The sequence below is a fragment of the Qipengyuania aquimaris genome, from assembly GCF_009827445.1.
GTDB classification, from domain to species: domain Bacteria; phylum Pseudomonadota; class Alphaproteobacteria; order Sphingomonadales; family Sphingomonadaceae; genus Qipengyuania; species Qipengyuania aquimaris.
Genome location: NZ_WTYI01000001.1, coordinates 367,897 through 383,775, shown reverse-complemented (window position 1 = coordinate 383,775; position 15,879 = coordinate 367,897). Strand labels below are relative to the sequence as shown.

Genomic DNA, 15,879 nt, shown 5'->3' with positions numbered 1-15,879 from the left:
TCAGTGCTTGAGGAGGAGAGGCACCTTTACGTCCGTGAGCATGGCGCGCGTCACGCCACCGAACAGCCGTTCGGCAAGGCGCAGGCGGCCGTAGCAGCCCATCACGATCAGGCCCGCATCACGTGTGTCGGCCGCAGACTGGATCGCGTGGGCGACGCCCTTGTCGTCTGCCGCGACCTGCACGATCTCGCAACCGATCCCGTGGCGGGATAGATAGTCGGCACCGCGAATGGCTGGCAGGTCGAAATCCTTGTCGCCCTTCTTTCCTTCGCCGACCGTGACGAGATAGACCGCCTTCATCTTCGCCAAAAGAGGAACCGCAGCGCGCAGGGCATGGGAGGATTCCGACGATCCGTCCCAGGCGACGACGGCAGTCTTGTCGAAATCGAGCCGCTTGCACTCGTCAGGCAGGACCAGCACCGGGCAATCTGCGCCCAGCGCCACTTCACCGGCCGTGAAGGATGGCGATTTGCCGCCGCTGCGCGGTTCCTTTTCACCGATCACGATGAGGTCGGCCAGCGTGGAATGGCGGATCAGCGAGAGCGACACCGGCCCCGCGCAATCGATCCAGTCCCAGGCCACGCCTTCGTTGGCGAGGTCCTTTTCCGTCTCGGCTTTCAGCTTCGCCGCCTCCTCGCGCCAGATCGGCACCATGGCCGCAAACGCCGCGCCATAGGGATCGATCGTGCCTGCGGCTTCGTAAGGAACGGCGTTCAGCACCGAAAGGTGGCCGTCGAAAGCGCGCGCGAGGTCTAGCGCCAGGTCGAGGCGCTGCGGATGGCCCTTGTCGGCGAATGCGTTGAACAGGATCGATTTCATGGCGGATCTCCCACTTGGCGTTGGTCCGGCAGCCGAGGCTATTTTTCCGGATTCGATGCAGTCAGGATAGCGCTCTGGCGATGCCGTTCATTGATCTGGCTCAAATTTGAGCCGTCGCCCCAAAAGATACAGGAGAGTGTGGCTGCCGTCCAATCGGACGGCTCAACCGCCTGCGTGGTAGAAGTCGTAGATTTGCCGAGCGACGCCTTCGCTGATGCCGGGAGCGCGCATGAGGTCCCCCAGCGCAGCGGCCCTCACTTTCCCGGCGGTGCCAAAATGGAGCAAGAGCGCACGTTTGCGCGCAGGGCCGATACCCGGGATCTCGTCCAGCGGCGAGGCGGTGATAGCGCGGCTGCGCTTGGCGCGGTGGGCGCCGATGGCATAGCGGTGCACTTCGTCGCGCAGGTTCTGGAGATGGAACAGCACCTGCGAATTGACCGGCAGCGTCTTCTCGCGCCCGTCGGGGAAGTGGAACACCTCGCGCCCTTCGCGGCCGTGATGCGGCCCCTTGGCGATGCCGATCACCGGTACGTCGTCGGCAATGCCGAGGTCTTCCAAGACGGCCATTACGCTCGACACCTGGCCCTTGCCGCCATCGATCAGCAGCAGGTCGGGCCAGATCGCCTCGTGCCCCTTGCCCGTCTGCGATGCCTCGTCGTCGCGTTCGGTCTCGGCAAGCTTGCGAAAACGGCGCTGCATGACCTCGCGCATCATGCCGAAATCGTCATTGGTCTTGGCGGTCTTGATGTTGAACTTGCGGTACTGGCCCTTTTCGAAGCCTTCGGGACCGGCGACCACCATCGCACCCAGCGCCTTGTCGCCCTGGATATGGCTGTTGTCGTAGATCTCGATACGCTGCGGCACTTCTTCCAGCTCGAGGAATTCGGCCAGTTCGCGCAGGATGCGAGCCTTGGTCCCGCTTTCGGCCAGCCGCCGCTCCAGCGCCTCGGTCGCGTTGCGCTGGGCCTGTTGCATCAGCTTGCGGCGATCGCCGCGCTGCGGGATCGAGATGGCGACGGCGTGGCCGGCCTTTTCCGCAAGAGCTTCGGCGATAAGCTCCTGTTCGGCCAGTTCGCGATCGGTCAGGATAGTCTTGGGCGGCGGGACTTCCTCGTAGAACTGGAGCAGCACGTCGGCCAGAACCTGTGCCTCCTCCAGATCGCCCGTATTGCGCGGGAAGAACGCGCGGTGCCCCCAGTTTTGCCCTCCGCGAATGAAGAAGGCCTGCACGCCGATCTGCCCGCCCTTCTTCGCCAGCGCGAAGACATCGGCATCCCCGACGCCGCTGGCGTTGATCGCCTGCGAGCCCTGGATGAACGTCGCCGCGCGCAGCCGGTCGCGCAGGATCGCCGCGGTCTCGAAGTCGAGACTTTCGGCAGCCTTCGCCATCTGCTTTTCGATATTCGCCTGCACGGCGGAGGATTTGCCGGACAGGAAATCCTTCGCCTCGTCCACCAAGCTGGCATAGCCTTCCTCGTCGATGCGGCCCACGCACGGCGCGCTGCATCGCTTGATCTGGTAAAGCAGGCAGGGCCGGTCGCGATTGTTGAAGAAGCTGTCGGTGCAACTGCGCAGGAGAAACAGTTTCTGCAGCGCATTCAGCGTCTTGTTGACCGAGCCTGCGCTGGCGAAGGGCCCGTAGTAATTGCCCTTTGCCCGCCGCGCCCCGCGATGTTTCTGGATGCGCGGGAAGGCATGATCGGCGCGCAGGAGGATGAATGGAAAGCTCTTGTCGTCGCGCAGCAGCACATTGAACGGCGGGCGGTAGCGCTTGATCAATTGCGCTTCCAGTAGCAGCGCCTCTGCTTCCGAATTGGTGACCACGATCTCCATCGCGCGGCACTGGCTGATCATGCGCACGATGCGGTTCGAAAGGCCGTTGATCTGGGTGTAGTTGGCGACGCGCGCCTTCAGGCTGCGGGCCTTGCCGACGTAGAGCACGTCGCCGCGCGTATCGAGCATCCGGTAGACGCCAGGCCGGGGTTTGAGCGTCTTCACCGTCTCGCGGATGGCGGTGATCCCCGCTTCCAGGTCCGGCTGCGCACTGGCCACGGTCTTGGTGGCGCGTTCCTCGTGGAAACGCTCCTTGCCTCTGGGATCGTTGGGGGAACCGGCCTTGCTACGCGACATGAGGGGGGAGATAGGCGGTGGACGCGCCATACTCAATCGCTTGCGCACAAAGGCCATAGAGGGCACGGATTGTCGGCATGGACGGGAAAAAGATAGCGCCGCCGCGCACAGTCGGCTTCTGGGGCACCTCGCTGTTCCAGATCAACGGAATGATCGGGTCGGGAATCTTCGCCCTGCCCGCGGTGCTGGTCGCGGCCGTCGGCAGCTTCGCGCCGTGGTTGATGGTGATCGGCGGGATCATGTTCCTGCCGCTGGCTCTCACCTTCGCGTGGCTTGCCGCACGTTTCGACGGCAGCGGCGGACCGGTGCTCTACGGCAAGGCAGCTTTCGGCAGTTTTGCCGGCTTCCAGGCTGGGTGGGGTCGCTATGCATCGGGCGCGGTCGCGATGGCCGCGAACACCCACGTCATGATCGCCTATTTCGCGGCGGTATTCCCATGGCTGGAGAACGACACGGCGGCAACCGCCACCGTGGTGGTCACGATCCTCGCGCTGACGGGCGTGACGCTGTTGAGCATGCGCAGTTCGGTCAATACGCTGGGATTGCTGACGGCACTCAAGCTGACGCCGCTGATACTTATCATCGGCGTAGCGATCTTCGGCGCCTTCACGCACAAAACTGTGGTCCTGCCCGAATTCAGCCAGGTCGAATCCGTCGTCCTGCTGCTGTTTTACGCCTTCATCGGCTTTGAAGGCGTGACCGTCCCGGCAGGCGAGGTGCGCGACCCGAAAAAGGATATTCCGCGCGTACTCGTCACTGTCCTGGCCGGTGTCACCATCCTCTATGCTCTGGTCATCTGGGCCTATCTCACCATCGGTCCCGAAGAAGGCGCCAATGAAAACGCGCTCGCAGGGGCGGCGGAAGTGGCGCTGGGACAATGGGGCGCGCTGGTCATCGTAGTGGGCGCAGGTTTCTCGATCGCCGCCAATAGCCTCGGCGGACTGATCGTCGTGCCGCGCATGGCATACGGCATGGCCGAACAGGGGATGCTGCCCCAGTGGTTCGAGCGTGTCAGCCCGCGTTTCCTGACACCTGCAAACTCGATCCTGTTCTACGGTGTCGCATCGGCCCTGTTCGCCGTGTGGGGCGGCTTCCTCGCGCTCGCAGCGGCAAGCACGCTATCCCGCCTGCTGACTTATGTGATTACGGCAGCAGCCTTGCCGATGATCGAGCATCGCGAGGGCCGGATAAATCCGCTGCACCTGATTGTCGCCGTCTTGGCTTTCGCTGCCTCGGTCTGGATTGCCAGCCATGCGGACCAGCAGGCGTGGACCATGTTCGGCGTGCTCGTAGTTGTCGGCACGGTCCTCTATTTCGTTGCAGCGCGCCAGAAGCCGACAGAAGAAGCCTGAGGCCACAATGCCGGACAACTTCGATGCCATAATCCTCGGCGCAGGCGCCGCGGGGCTCATGTGCGCGGCGCGTGCAGGCCAGCGGGGCAAACGCGTGCTGGTGCTCGAAAAAGCGGACGCTCCCGGCAAGAAGATACTCATTTCGGGCGGGGGCCGGTGCAACTTTACCAACATCGGCGCTGGTCCGGCGAATTACCTCTCTGCGAACCCCCATTTCGCCAAGAGTGCACTGGCCCGTTACACGGCGCGCGATTTCCTCGAACTGGTCGAAAGCTACGATATCGCGTGGCACGAGAAGACGCTGGGACAGCTGTTTTGCGACGGCTCGGCCAAGCAGATCGTCGCGATGCTGCTGGCAGAATGCGATAAGGCCTCCGAATTCGGCGGCGAAGTGACCGTTCGCTGCAACGAGGACGTGCAGACGGTCGATCAGGAGGATGGCTTCAGGGTCGTCACGAACAGCGGGACCTACCACGGCGCCTCGCTGGTGCTCGCGACCGGCGGGCCGTCGATCCCCAAGATGGGCGCGAGCGGCTTTGCCTATGATCTGGCCCGCAGATTCGGCCTGAAGATCGTCGAGCCCCGCCCTGCCCTGGTCCCCCTGACATTGGGCGGCGAAGAGGTGCTTTTCCGCGAAATCTCGGGCGTCTCCGCACCGGTCGTGGCGCGCGCCGGAAAGGCGAGTTTTCCTGAAGCTGCTCTCTTTACACATCGCGGCCTGTCAGGCCCCGCGATCCTGCAAGCTTCGTCATATTGGAAACCCGGCGATCCGGTTCTGATCGACTTCCTGCCCGGGCGCGACGCCGACTGGCTGCTCGAACGTAAGCGCGAAACGCCTCAGGCAACGATGCGCAGCGTTCTGCGCGATGAACTGCCGGACCGGCTGGCGGACATCCTCTCGGAAAAGCTCGGGGTGCAAAGCGATCTCGGCAATGCATCCGACAAGGCGCTGCGCATTGCGAATGAACGGCTCAAGCGGTGGGAGTTCCGGCCGAATGGCACGGAAGGCTTCGCCAAGGCCGAAGTCACGATCGGCGGTATCTCGACCAACGAATTATCGTCGAAAACGATGGAGGCGAAGCAGGTCCCCGGACTTTACGCCATCGGTGAAGCGGTCGACGTAACCGGTTGGCTCGGCGGGTATAATTTCCAGTGGGCCTGGGCGAGCGGCGTTGCCGCCGGGGAAGCGCTGTAACGCGCGATTTGACGCGCTGCACAATGCTGCTAGCTTCCTTCTTTCGGACCGGCAAAAACCGGCCGTGCAGGGGAGAGTTACCGAGCGCTTTCGTGTGCTGCGGTGGCTGGAAAGGAACATATGCAGCAACTGCAGGGCATGGACGCGAGTTTCGTCGCGCTCGAGACGCGCAATTCGCCGATGCATATCGGCTCCATCCTCATCTACGATCCCAGTACCGCGCCCGGCGGTTTCGTACGCTTCAAGGACATTCTCGGCTTCATCGAAAGCCGGCTGCAACTCTCCACGACCATGCGGCAGCGCCTCGTTCGCGTGCCCTTCGATCTCGACTATCCCTACTGGATCGAAGATCCCGATTTCGACCTGGAATACCATGTCCGGCACGTCGCCCTCCCTGCGCCGGGCGACTGGCGACAGCTGTGCATTCAGGCGGCCCGCGTCTTTTCCCGCCCGCTCGACCTCAGCCGCCCGCCGTGGGAAATCACGGTCGTCGAGGGGCTCGACGGCGTCGAAGGCCTGAAGAAGGGCAGCTATGCCTACATCACCAAGGTCCACCACGCGGCGATCGACGGGATGAGCGGGATCGACCTGATGGAGGCGACCCACACGCTGCGCCCCGACCAGCCGCCGCCCGAAACGCCGGATAATTGGAAGCCCGAAAAGGTACCCAACCCGGTCGAACTGCTGGGCAAGAGCTATTTCAACGCGATCACCAATCCCCTCAAGCAACTGGAAGTGGCCGCCAAAGCCGCGCCCGGTCTCGCCAAGGCGCTGAAGGGCCTGGCCGCGAAGGATTTCGACGTCTCGACCGAGATGATCGCCCCCAAGACGCGCTTCAACAAGAAGATCTCTCCTCACCGCGTCGTCGAAGGGGTCAGCGTCCCGCTGGCAGAGATCAAGGCAATCCGGACCGCCGCCGAAGGCGCCAAGGTCAACGACGTCTTCCTCGCCATCATCGGCGGGGCGATGCGGCGTTACCTTGAGGACAAGGGCGAACTGCCGAAGAAAACGCTTACCGCGATGGCGCCTATCTCGGTTCGTTCGAGCAGCGAAAAGGACACGATGGGCAACCAGGTCGCAGCCATGATCGCGCCGCTCGGCACCCATATCGCAGACCCGATCGAGCGCCTCGAGTGGGTCCACGACCGCACGAAGAATTCCAAGGCCATGACCGATGCGCTGGGCGCGCGGAACATGACGGAGATGAGCAAGGCGAGCCCTGCCCTTTTCATGGCCCTCGGTGCGCAGCTCTACAGCCGCCTCAGCCTCGCCAATCGCGGGGTCGGCCCGATTTTCACGACGGTCGTGACCAATGTGCCCGGACCGCCCATCCCGATCTATTCTGCCGGCGCAAAGATGCAGAGCATGATGGGGCTGCTTTGCCTCACCGACGGATTGGGGCTCGGCCATGTCGTGCAGTCCTATACGGACGAGGCGACCATCGCCTTTACCGCCGACCGCGAGATGTTGCCCGATCCGGAATTCTACGTGGAGTGCATTCGCGCATCCTACGAAGAACTGCGCGATGCCGCCAAGGGCGGTGCAAAGGCTGCTCCAGCGAAGAAGCCTTCGGCGCAGAAACCTGCAACAAAGAAGCCCGCCGCCAAGAAGCGGGCACCGGCCAAGAAGGCCGCAACGACAACGAAAAAGGCGCCCGCCAAGAAGGGCACCAAAAGGGTCGCCAGCCGTTCAAAGGCTGCCCCGAAAGGGAAAGGAACAACCAAATCGTGACACAAGCAACCGCCGCACGGGTCGACGCGCGTCCTCCCAGTCGCATCCTGGCGCTGGCCGAACCTGGCCGCGCCATGGGCGAACTGGCCAGCTTTTATGCCCTGCGCCCATTCATGAGCCTGCTTCCGCGCGGAGACGGGCATGGCGTATTGGTGCTGCCCGGCTTCATGGCGTCCGATTATTCAACCGGACCGCTGCGCCGCTTGCTGTGCGACCTTGGATATGATTGTGCCGGCTGGAACCTCGGGCGAAATATCAAGGTGGACCAGGCCCGCATCGAGGCGATGCTGGGCTGTGTGGACGAAGTCTACGAGCGGACCGGCCGTCCGATCAGCATCGTTGGCTGGAGCCTTGGCGGCGTATTCGCGCGCGAACTGGCCAAGCTTGCACCGGAGAAGGTCCGCCAGGTCATCAGCCTCGGCAGCCCGATCTCCGACGATCGCAACCACACCAATGCCCGCCGCCTGTTCGAATACCTCAACGGCAAGGAGCCGGAGGTCATGAAAGGCGAGAATTTCCAGAAGCTCGCCGAAGCGCCTCCGGTTCCGACCACGTCGATCCTCACGCGGACGGACGGTGTCGTACACTGGCGCGGCTCGGTGCAGGAAGGCGACCGCGAGGACTGCGAGAACATCGAAGTGCTCGCCAGCCATTGCGGCCTCGGCGTCAATCCGGCCGCCGTCTACGCCATCGCCGACCGCCTCGCCCAGAAGGAAGGCGGGTGGAAGCCGTTCAACGCCCCCCTATGGGCACGGATCGTCTTCCCCCAACGCTCGCTGCACTGAGGCCTGCAGCGGCCTAGAAGGCCTTGCGGATATCGATGCCGAGATAGCGTCCGACCGGATCGATCCGCTCGGGCGCAAAGGCATCCGGCACTTCGCCGTTTTCGTCCAGCACCTCGCGCTGGGCGTCGAATACGTTGTCGACCACGAAAGCGAGGCGCAGGCCCTTCATCCAGCCCTCGTCCTTCTTGAAGATTTCGCCGAGATTGGCGAACAAACGCATGTCGAACGTGGCCAAATCGCCGAAGAAGAGGTCGCTCGATCCCGGCGTGTCGCCGCCCAGCAGCGTCGCCTCGCCCGTATAGCGGCCGGACAGGCGCAGGCCGTAGCCCTGCCAGAAGAGGCCCGCTTCGAGGCGTGAGGTATGCTCGGAGATCGCACCGCCCTGCAGGACATCGCCCGCAAGCTGGTCGAACAGGGGACCACCCTGTGCCAGCAAAACCTCGTTCTCGAGCGCGATATTGTGATTGATGCTGAGGAAGTAACGCGGGCGAGTATCATTCGAATTGCCACCGAACATCCGGCCGAAGCCACCTCCTCCGCGGCGCTCTCCGGATTGCTGGCCTTCACCGTCGGCCGAGGCCGAGCACATGCGCTCGCGCATCGCCTTCACCTTCTCGGGATCGATCTCGCCGTTTTCCCCGCGCAGGCGGGCGAGCACCTGTTCCGGTAGGCCGTCGAGTTGCGGCGGGTCGGCACAGATCGCCGTGCGCATGGCAGCGAACTCTTTGCTACGCCGCTCGGCATCCTCGCCGCAGAACCGCGCGCGGGCAGCAGAGACCTTCTCCGGGTCGGGATTGCCGTTTTCGTCGAGCAGCCGTGAGCGGAACATCTCCGGGACGCCGGACAGGTCAGGCATCTCGCCTTCGGGCGTCTTGCAGAAGGTCTCGCGCATGGCCTCCATCCTTGCCGGATCGAAACCTCCACCGCCTCGCCCGCTACGTCCGGCAGCGGCCGGGGGACCACCTTGACCGCGCTCGCCGCGCTCGGGCCGTTCGGGTGCCTTGCCGATCTGGCCACGCGCGTTGAGGCCGAAAGACACGATCCGGCTGCGCGTTTCGTAAAGCGTTAGAGGACGACGATCGATCGCCAGCAAGTCACCGGTCAGATCGCGCGTCACGCGATCGGGAAACGCCTCTTCGAAAGCAGCGCTGAAGCCCGGGGTAGCCGTGACATCGCGCGAACGGTTGATGCCATAATCGACCTGGAACCGGGCATTTTCCCAAAATGGTAGCTCCCAGTTACCGGTGAATTTCCAGTCGGCCTGCGTTTCTTCGGCAAGGTCGGAATTGCCGCCGGTGATCAAGGTCGCAAGCACGGTTTCGCCGCTCGCATAGTCGAACACGGGGACATTGAATTCATCGATGCGCGGATTGCCGAGGCTGGCGAGACCGGGAGCGACTTCTCGCCATATGCGCGTTGCACTGAAGCCAAGCGTGTCGGTCGGTCTCCAGTTGATGCCCGCGCTCCAGTTCGCGAGGGTCCCGAAATCCGAAAGATCCTCGAATCCGGAGCTGAAATTCACGCTTACGCCGCCAATGGCACCCCAATGGCCGCCCCGCTCGGAAACCGGGACCGAAATGTTCGTCTTCCCATTCAACCTTCGCCGCGTGAGCTCGGTTTCGAAATCGGTCCGCGTATCGTCACTAGTTAGGCGAACCCAGTCCAGTCCGTAGTCGACCGTTACGCTCATATCTCCTGCGGGCAGACTAATCGGATAGCCGGTCAGGGTCAGAGCGTTGTCCAGCCGCCAGGTGCGATTGTTCGCCACATCGAAACCGCTTCCGTCGAAACTGTCGATCTCGGTGCGGGAGTCCGTGAAGACCGAATTGTTCGTAAAGACCGCGTTCCAGTCGCCCAGCGGCCGCGACACCGTGCCGCCGACCGAAACCGTATCGATATCGCTACGTCGTTCGAGCGGCACGAGGCCGTCGCTCGACAGTCCCGAGAGGCTGCGGCTTTCGGAATGGTTCACCGTTCCGTTCAGGCTGAGAGACAGGCCGGATTCCTGGAAAGCACGGGCGTAGTTTATCGTGCCCTCGGCGCTCATCGTATCGGGTCGCAGGCTGCGGAATGCGGCTTCGCCCGGCGTACCGTTAGTGACGGTCAAACCGCGCTCTGCCTCGGTAAGGAGACTGGAATCCTCGATGTCGATATTGACGTTGAAGCGCCCCTTATCGCTGATCCGCAAGAAGGTCAGTTCCTGCTCGTTGCGCGTAAAGCCACCGCTTTCAGGCCCTTCGTATTCGACTTCGGCGGTAACGCTGCTGAAATCGGGTTTGAGGAGGATGTTCACGACCCGCTGGTCCGGTGAATAGCCGAACCTTTGCGCGGTCTCCTCGGGAAAGACCTCGACCTTACGGATAGCTTCGGGTGGGTAGCTGCGGAATTCGCGCCAACTGGACACGCGGATACCATTGATGAGGAAGACGGGACGGCCGCCTCCACGTCCGCCGCGAGCGCCGCTTCCCGTCGCAGGTTCGATGGCGGCAATAACGTCGGCGATGGAACTCGCGCCGAACGAGGCGATGTCCGCTTCGTCGAATTCGGCGATCGGTTTCTCCTCCACGAATAACTGGCCCCGGATGCGGGTGCCCTCCACGACGATGGTATCGTTCGCGGCCGGAGGCACGCTTGCTTCGATCTCCTCGGGATCGGGCAAAGATTGCGGCTCCTGCTCGTCTGCTGAAGCGATTACCGGCATGCCGGTCAGGACAAGCGCAAGCACACTCGCGGATTGGCGGGAACGTAAATTGATCAAAGACTAATCCTGTCTGGTCATTCCGTCCCTCATCCCCGGCCGGGCATAGGGCGCTCGCAATTTCGATCAAACAGCCACTGTGTAACGGTTTGTCGCGTGACTACGTCTTGAACGCCTAATGCCTAACGCTTCCCTTTTATCCCGCCTGCCGCTATGGGCGCGCGACACAAACCGATGAACTGCATTTTTGACTAAGGATACGAATGGCCAAGGAAGAACTTCTCGAAATGCGCGGGCGCGTTGTGGAGCTGCTGCCCAATGCAATGTTCCGCGTCGAGCTCGAGAACGGCCATGAGGTGCTAGGCCACACGGCAGGCAAGATGCGCAAGAACCGCATTCGCGTCCTGGTGGGCGACGAGGTGCTGTGCGAACTGACGCCTTACGACCTGACCAAGGCGCGCATCACCTACCGCTTCATGCCCGGACGCGGCGGCCCCGGCCCGCAATAAGCCGCCGTGGGCAAGCCCACTCTCATATTAGCATCCGCCAGCCCGCGCCGCCGTGAATTGATCGCGCGGCTTGGCCTAACGCCGGATGCGATCGCACCTGCAGATATCGACGAAACACCCGCCAAGGACGAGCTCCCGCGCGACTATGCCAAACGCATGGCCCGCGAAAAGGCCGAGGCTGCCGCTTCGAACGAAGGTTTCGTTCTGGCAGGCGATACGGTTGTCGCTGCCGGTCGGCGGATCCTGCCCAAGGCGGAAGACGAGGCAACGGCTCGCGAATGCCTGGCCCTGTTGTCGGGTCGGCGCCACCGCGTCCTGTCAGCGATAGCCCTACGCGCACCCGACGGCACGATGCGCGAGAAGCTCAGCGAAACGATCGTCATGTTCAAGCGCCTCTCCGCAGAAGAGATCGATGCCTATATCGCCAGCGGCGAATGGGACGGCAAGGCTGGCGGCTATGCGATCCAGGGTATTGCCGAGGGACTGATCTCGCGCATCCAGGGTAGCCATTCGGGCGTAGTCGGGCTGCCACCTTACGAAACCAGGGCGCTGCTGAAGGCGGCGGGCTTCGCAATTGCCTGATTGGCTGGTCGAAGAAGGGATCGGCGAGATACGCGCGATCCTGCTCGACGGCGATACGGTGATTGCGGCGAAATGCCGCTGGCATGGCGAACTTCATGCAGGCCAGCCTGTATCGGCCAAGCTCACCACGAAACGCGGTACGCGCGGCACGGGACTTCTCGAGGACGGGCGCGAGATCCTTCTCGACAAGTTGCCGCGCGAAGCAAGCGAGGGATCGACGATAGCCTGCTTAGTCACCCGCGCCGCCATGACCGAACGCGGACGATACAAGCTGCCGGCGTCTCGCCCGGTCGAGACGGTGCAGAACGCAGCACCCGACGTGTTCTCCAGCGCCAAGATTGTTCACCGCTTCCCAGCAGGAAGCTGGGAAGCAATCTGGCAAGAGGCATCGAGCGGCCAGATCGATTTTGACGGCGGCTCGATACTGCTCTGCGTCACTCCGGCGATGACGCTCATCGACATCGATGGCGACCTCCCACCACGCGAACTTGCCGTGAGAGCGGTCCCGGCGATCGCCGCTACCTTGAGGCAGTTCGATATTGGCGGCTCCATCGGGATCGACTTCCCGACCCTTGAAGCCAAGGCGGACCGCAAGGTCGTCGATGCCGCCCTGGATGATGCTCTGGACGACTGGCCGCACGAAAGGACCGCCATGAACGGCTTCGGCTTCGTCCAACTGGTCGCGCGGTTGGAGGGGCCATCGCTCCTGCACCGTTTTGCTACCTCCCGCACCGGCATGGCGGCCCGCATGGCAATCCGTCGGGCCGAGCGCGTCGAAGGGGCTGGAACCACGCTTCTGACTATCCATCCCGCCCTCAAGGCGAAGCTCAAGCCGGAATGGATTACAGAGCTGGAGCGCCGGACGGGTCGTCCGGTAAAGATAGAGACCGATCCGGGCCTTGCCATCGAGAGCGGCGCTGCCCAAATCGTTGCCCATGACTAGCAAGAACCGTCCCTGCCCGATCTGCAAGAAGCCGCGCTCGCAGGAACACGCGCCTTTCTGTTCCTCGCGCTGCCGCGACCGCGACCTTTCGAAATGGTTCGGCGATGGTTATTCGGTGCCCGGCCGCCCTGCAATGCCCGAAGAAATCGCTGCAGAAGTGGTCGGCGGCAAGGAAGAGTGAATTTCCCCCCTTGCCAAGGCGCGCCAGCTTCGCCATAGGCGCGCTCTCATTGCTCACGGGGCTGGTTTAAGCCTCTTTTGCCGAAGCAGTGTGCCCGGGTAGCTCAGTGGTAGAGCAGACGACTGAAAATCGTCGTGTCGGTGGTTCGACTCCGCCCCTGGGCACCACCTTCTCACTCAGACAGATGTTCCTCCACCGTTTGGGCAAGCTTGCCTAGAGCCCCGAGATCGCGTGGTCTCCGCAAGATGAAAACAGGTGTGCGAGCAACGATCTGTGCCGCGATTTGGGCCTGCCCCACCCAACCATCCAGCGCTTCGAGCATTTCCGGTCGATAGACCGTGGCGGCGAGAACGGCTTTAACTGCCCGATGGCCTTCCAGACGCTCTATCTCGAACCGATTCCCCTCGGCCAATACAAAGATTGCCGCCAAGGGAAGGGCCCCCGCTCCGCCATGATGATCGGGCGCGCTCAAATGGAACTTGTAGTCGCGGAAATGGTCGCGCTGGAGGATGTGCTTTTCCCAGCCCAAGAGTTCTATCGCGTCACGCCACAGCTTGATGCGCGTACTGGCCGGGTGGACAATCGCCCTTTGTAAGTCGGCATCGACACGGCTGAGATCGTCCGAAACGAGCGCCCAGCCGTGCGCCAGCATTGCCGCCGCCATTGTGCTTTTGCCCATGCCCGCATCGCCGCAGAACAAGATCGTCTCGTCATCCTTTGCCACGACGCTGCCGTGCCACATGGCCAGCCCTCGCTGGTATCCAAGGGCACCCCATGCGCTACCGAGGGTGAACAAGCGCAATTCGCGCTCGGACACGCCTTCCCTGGGATAAATGCGGATCGTGTTCCCGCTGGCGATTTCCCACACCCCGACACCATCGATGGCGAATCGGATCACCTCCCGTTCGACGATTGTGCCATCAGCCTCCTTGTAATCCGGCCCCTGCCCGCTCTCCAATGTGATGCGGACATCGTCTCCGTCTTCGCAAGCAAAGCCTTCCCATTCCGGCAGGCAAAGATCGCTGGAGACGTAAAGGCCTGAATGGCGATAGTGAAAAGGAGCGGACATTCGCCCCTGTGCTGCCCTCCCTCGCGGCCGCCTGCAAGCATTCTCGAAGGCGCACCCGGTATGATTGCGTCCCCCTTGTATTCGCTGTAAAGGCGCATTCTCGACGCCCCGGGGCAATCGGATATTCACCGATCGCGCTGCCGGGGCGGCAGTTTTTTGAGCGCGAAGGAAAATCCGCCCATGTCACGTCGCCGCCAGATCTACGAAGGCAAGGCCAAGATCCTCTACGAAGGCCCCGAACCCGGCACGATCATCCAGTATTTCAAGGATGACGCGACCGCCTTTAACGCAGAGAAGAAGGGCACGATCAACGGCAAGGGCGTGATCAACAATCGCATCAGCGAATATGTCTTCACGCGCCTGTCGCACATCGGCATTCCGACGCACTTCATTCGCCGCCTCAACATGCGCGAACAGCTGGTCCGCCAGGTCGAGATCATCCCCCTCGAAGTCGTCGTGCGCAATGTGGCTGCCGGATCGCTGTCCAAGCGCCTCGGCATCGAGGAAGGCGAGGTTTTGCCGCACACTCTGATCGAATATTGCTACAAGGACGATGGCCTCGGCGACCCCAAGGTTTCCGAAGAGGAAATCGCCTGCTTCAACTGGTGCAGCCATGAAGAGATGCAGGACATGTCGAGCATGGCGATCCGTATCAATGACTTCCTGAGCGGAATGTTCAGCGCGATCGACATCCGCCTCGTCGACTTCAAGTTGGAATTCGGCCGCATCTGGGACGGCGATTTCAGTCGCGTGATCCTGGCCGATGAGATCAGCCCCGACGGGTGCCGCCTGTGGGATATCAACACCGGCGAGAAGCTCGACAAGGACCGGTTTCGCCGCGACCTTGGCGGTGAAAGCGAAGCGTATCAGGAAGTGGCGCGCCGTCTCGGCCTGCTGCAGAATGAAGACAACGGCCCCGGCGAAGTGCTCGACATGAACGCCCATCGCGGCCGTCTTCGCACCCCTGCCAAGCCGGCCAAGAAGTAAGCGCTCAGACCACGTAGCTCAGAGTCATGCCGCTCGGCCCGATTGCGTAGGCGCAGTCGGGCATGTGGTCGCCGTCGACCTGTACCGGCGTTACGCAGCGATCGAATTCGATCCTGCGGCACGAACGGATCTCGGCAATGCCAAGCTTCGCCACCGGCAGGCGCAGCATTACCGCAAGGCTGAGCGCAATCGTGCCCATGCGGGTGGAGCGTTTGAGCGTAATAAGCTCGACCGAGTCTGCTGCCAGCGCCGCCTCCGGGCTGACCTGGAACGGACCGGCATAAAGAGCCGCATGGCTGACAATGGCGGCTTCCGCTTCATATTCGAACGGCTCTCCACTCGCCAATTCGCCGCGAATGGTCATCGTATCGCGCGGCCAGTCGCGCATCTGCTGCGCCAGTGCAACGATATAGGCATAGCGACCGATCCGCTGCTTCAGCTTGCCGTCGACGCGCGCCACGGCATGACTGTCCGGGCCGATGGACAGGCACGAGACGATCGGCATCTCGCCCAAACGGTACAGGGGCGATTGCACCCACGTATCCCGGCCCCGTTCCCATGCAGCACGCAAGTCGGCAGCGAAGGCCGCAGGCTTGCGCGCATAGCCGAGTTCCCGTGCGACAAGGTTGATTGTCCCGGAGGGCGCGACGCACATCGGCGTCTCCCCCGCCCTTTCTCCCAAAGCCTGAACTGTATCGCGCAGAGTGCCGTCACCGCCGTGTACGCACACCAGATCGGCCGAACCTGACAACTGCGCACCCTCAGCCGTGGTCGGCATCGGGGTCACGACGAAGCCCTGCCTTTCCAGCTCGCTCACGAGAGCGTCGAGATGCGACTGGCTGAAACTGCCCGAGACGGGATTATAGACGAGGTCGAGCGCAGCCATCGGACCGCATTT

Annotated in this window: 14 protein-coding genes and 1 tRNA gene; 10 read left to right on the top strand and 5 right to left on the bottom strand. The window is 62.7% G+C overall.

All coding sequences use genetic code 11. The features are described 5' to 3' along the window. Positions 1 to 819, bottom strand: a complete 819-nt coding sequence (locus GRI34_RS01825) for a universal stress protein (RefSeq protein WP_160594480.1) — start codon at positions 817 to 819, stop codon at positions 1 to 3. Between the two features lie 162 nt (positions 820 to 981). After that, positions 982 to 2,949: an excinuclease ABC subunit UvrC gene (uvrC, locus tag GRI34_RS01820; RefSeq protein WP_199800094.1), complete on the bottom strand. Its 1,968-nt coding sequence runs from the start codon at positions 2,947 to 2,949 to the stop codon at positions 982 to 984. 77 nt (positions 2,950 to 3,026) lie between these two features. Here uvrC and GRI34_RS01815 point away from each other — a divergent pair, with 77 nt between their 5' ends. The 4 genes from GRI34_RS01815 to GRI34_RS01800 all read left to right on the top strand — a co-directional run bounded on the left by GRI34_RS01815 (position 3,027) and on the right by GRI34_RS01800 (position 8,012). After that, positions 3,027 to 4,301, top strand: a complete 1,275-nt coding sequence (locus tag GRI34_RS01815) for an APC family permease (RefSeq protein ID WP_160594479.1) — start codon at positions 3,027 to 3,029, stop codon at positions 4,299 to 4,301. 7 nt (positions 4,302 to 4,308) lie between these two features. Further along, complete coding sequence (locus tag GRI34_RS01810) at positions 4,309 to 5,496, top strand: BaiN/RdsA family NAD(P)/FAD-dependent oxidoreductase (RefSeq protein ID WP_160594478.1); 1,188 nt, start codon at positions 4,309 to 4,311, stop codon at positions 5,494 to 5,496. Between the two features lie 120 nt (positions 5,497 to 5,616). Then, on the top strand, positions 5,617 to 7,227 hold the full coding sequence (locus GRI34_RS01805) for a WS/DGAT/MGAT family O-acyltransferase (RefSeq protein WP_160594477.1): 1,611 nt from the start codon (positions 5,617 to 5,619) through the stop codon (positions 7,225 to 7,227). Continuing rightward, positions 7,224 to 8,012 (top strand): esterase/lipase family protein, encoded by a 789-nt coding sequence (locus GRI34_RS01800; protein WP_325065168.1) that lies wholly within the window; start codon positions 7,224 to 7,226, stop codon positions 8,010 to 8,012. The genes GRI34_RS01805 and GRI34_RS01800 overlap by 4 nt, the downstream gene beginning before the upstream one ends. A 13-nt stretch (positions 8,013 to 8,025) precedes the next feature. Here GRI34_RS01800 and GRI34_RS01795 read toward each other — a convergent pair whose 3' ends face one another. Then, positions 8,026 to 10,713, bottom strand: a complete 2,688-nt coding sequence (locus GRI34_RS01795) for a TonB-dependent receptor (RefSeq protein ID WP_160594476.1) — start codon at positions 10,711 to 10,713, stop codon at positions 8,026 to 8,028. A 260-nt stretch (positions 10,714 to 10,973) separates the two neighbouring features. Between GRI34_RS01795 and infA the strand changes: the two genes are divergently transcribed. The 5 genes from infA to GRI34_RS01770 all read left to right on the top strand — a co-directional run bounded on the left by infA (position 10,974) and on the right by GRI34_RS01770 (position 13,092). After that, the gene (gene infA / locus GRI34_RS01790) at positions 10,974 to 11,219 is read left to right on the top strand and encodes a translation initiation factor IF-1 (RefSeq protein WP_007163491.1); all 246 of its coding nucleotides are present in this window, start codon (positions 10,974 to 10,976) and stop codon (positions 11,217 to 11,219) included. A gap of 6 nt (positions 11,220 to 11,225) precedes the next feature. Further along, positions 11,226 to 11,801, top strand: coding sequence for a Maf family protein (locus GRI34_RS01785; protein WP_160594475.1), 576 nt, complete (start codon positions 11,226 to 11,228; stop codon positions 11,799 to 11,801). Continuing rightward, positions 11,794 to 12,744: an Rne/Rng family ribonuclease gene (locus tag GRI34_RS01780; protein ID WP_160594474.1), complete on the top strand. Its 951-nt coding sequence runs from the start codon at positions 11,794 to 11,796 to the stop codon at positions 12,742 to 12,744. Before GRI34_RS01785 ends, GRI34_RS01780 begins: the two co-directional genes overlap by 8 nt. Beyond that, positions 12,737 to 12,925, top strand: coding sequence for a DNA gyrase inhibitor YacG (gene yacG, locus GRI34_RS01775; protein ID WP_160594473.1), 189 nt, complete (start codon positions 12,737 to 12,739; stop codon positions 12,923 to 12,925). Before GRI34_RS01780 ends, yacG begins: the two co-directional genes overlap by 8 nt. Before the next feature lie 92 nt (positions 12,926 to 13,017). After that, a tRNA-Phe gene (locus tag GRI34_RS01770) sits at positions 13,018 to 13,092 on the top strand. Positions 13,093 to 13,097: 5 nt separating this feature from the next. Here the strand turns inward: GRI34_RS01770 and GRI34_RS01765 are convergent. Next, the gene (locus GRI34_RS01765; RefSeq protein ID WP_160594472.1) at positions 13,098 to 13,994 is read right to left on the bottom strand and encodes a hypothetical protein; all 897 of its coding nucleotides are present in this window, start codon (positions 13,992 to 13,994) and stop codon (positions 13,098 to 13,100) included. A 180-nt stretch (positions 13,995 to 14,174) separates the two neighbouring features. Between GRI34_RS01765 and purC the strand changes: the two genes are divergently transcribed. After that, positions 14,175 to 14,981 carry a phosphoribosylaminoimidazolesuccinocarboxamide synthase gene (purC, locus tag GRI34_RS01760; protein WP_090482785.1) on the top strand — a complete coding sequence of 269 codons (807 nt, stop codon included), beginning with the start codon at positions 14,175 to 14,177 and terminating at the stop codon, positions 14,979 to 14,981. Between the two features lie 4 nt (positions 14,982 to 14,985). Here the strand turns inward: purC and GRI34_RS01755 are convergent, their stop codons facing one another. Continuing rightward, complete coding sequence (locus tag GRI34_RS01755; protein WP_160594471.1) at positions 14,986 to 15,867, bottom strand: diacylglycerol/lipid kinase family protein; 882 nt, start codon at positions 15,865 to 15,867, stop codon at positions 14,986 to 14,988. Between the last annotated feature and the right edge of the window lie 12 nt (positions 15,868 to 15,879).

Excerpts from the sequence above, each read along its gene's own strand:
- GRI34_RS01825 (WP_160594480.1), bottom strand. The coding sequence starts at position 819 with ATGAAATCGATCCTGTTCAACGCATTCGCCGACAAGGGCCATCCGCAG.
- uvrC (WP_199800094.1), bottom strand. The coding sequence starts at position 2,949 with ATGTCGCGTAGCAAGGCCGGTTCCCCCAACGATCCCAGAGGCAAGGAG.
- GRI34_RS01815 (WP_160594479.1), top strand. The coding sequence starts at position 3,027 with ATGGACGGGAAAAAGATAGCGCCGCCGCGCACAGTCGGCTTCTGGGGC.
- GRI34_RS01810 (WP_160594478.1), top strand. The coding sequence starts at position 4,309 with ATGCCGGACAACTTCGATGCCATAATCCTCGGCGCAGGCGCCGCGGGG.
- GRI34_RS01805 (WP_160594477.1), top strand. The coding sequence starts at position 5,617 with ATGCAGCAACTGCAGGGCATGGACGCGAGTTTCGTCGCGCTCGAGACG.
- GRI34_RS01795 (WP_160594476.1), bottom strand. The coding sequence starts at position 10,713 with ATGCCGGTAATCGCTTCAGCAGACGAGCAGGAGCCGCAATCTTTGCCC.
- infA (WP_007163491.1), top strand. The coding sequence starts at position 10,974 with ATGGCCAAGGAAGAACTTCTCGAAATGCGCGGGCGCGTTGTGGAGCTG.
- yacG (WP_160594473.1), top strand. The coding sequence starts at position 12,737 with ATGACTAGCAAGAACCGTCCCTGCCCGATCTGCAAGAAGCCGCGCTCG.
- GRI34_RS01765 (WP_160594472.1), bottom strand. The coding sequence starts at position 13,994 with ATGTCCGCTCCTTTTCACTATCGCCATTCAGGCCTTTACGTCTCCAGC.
- purC (WP_090482785.1), top strand. The coding sequence starts at position 14,175 with ATGTCACGTCGCCGCCAGATCTACGAAGGCAAGGCCAAGATCCTCTAC.
- GRI34_RS01755 (WP_160594471.1), bottom strand. The coding sequence starts at position 15,867 with ATGGCTGCGCTCGACCTCGTCTATAATCCCGTCTCGGGCAGTTTCAGC.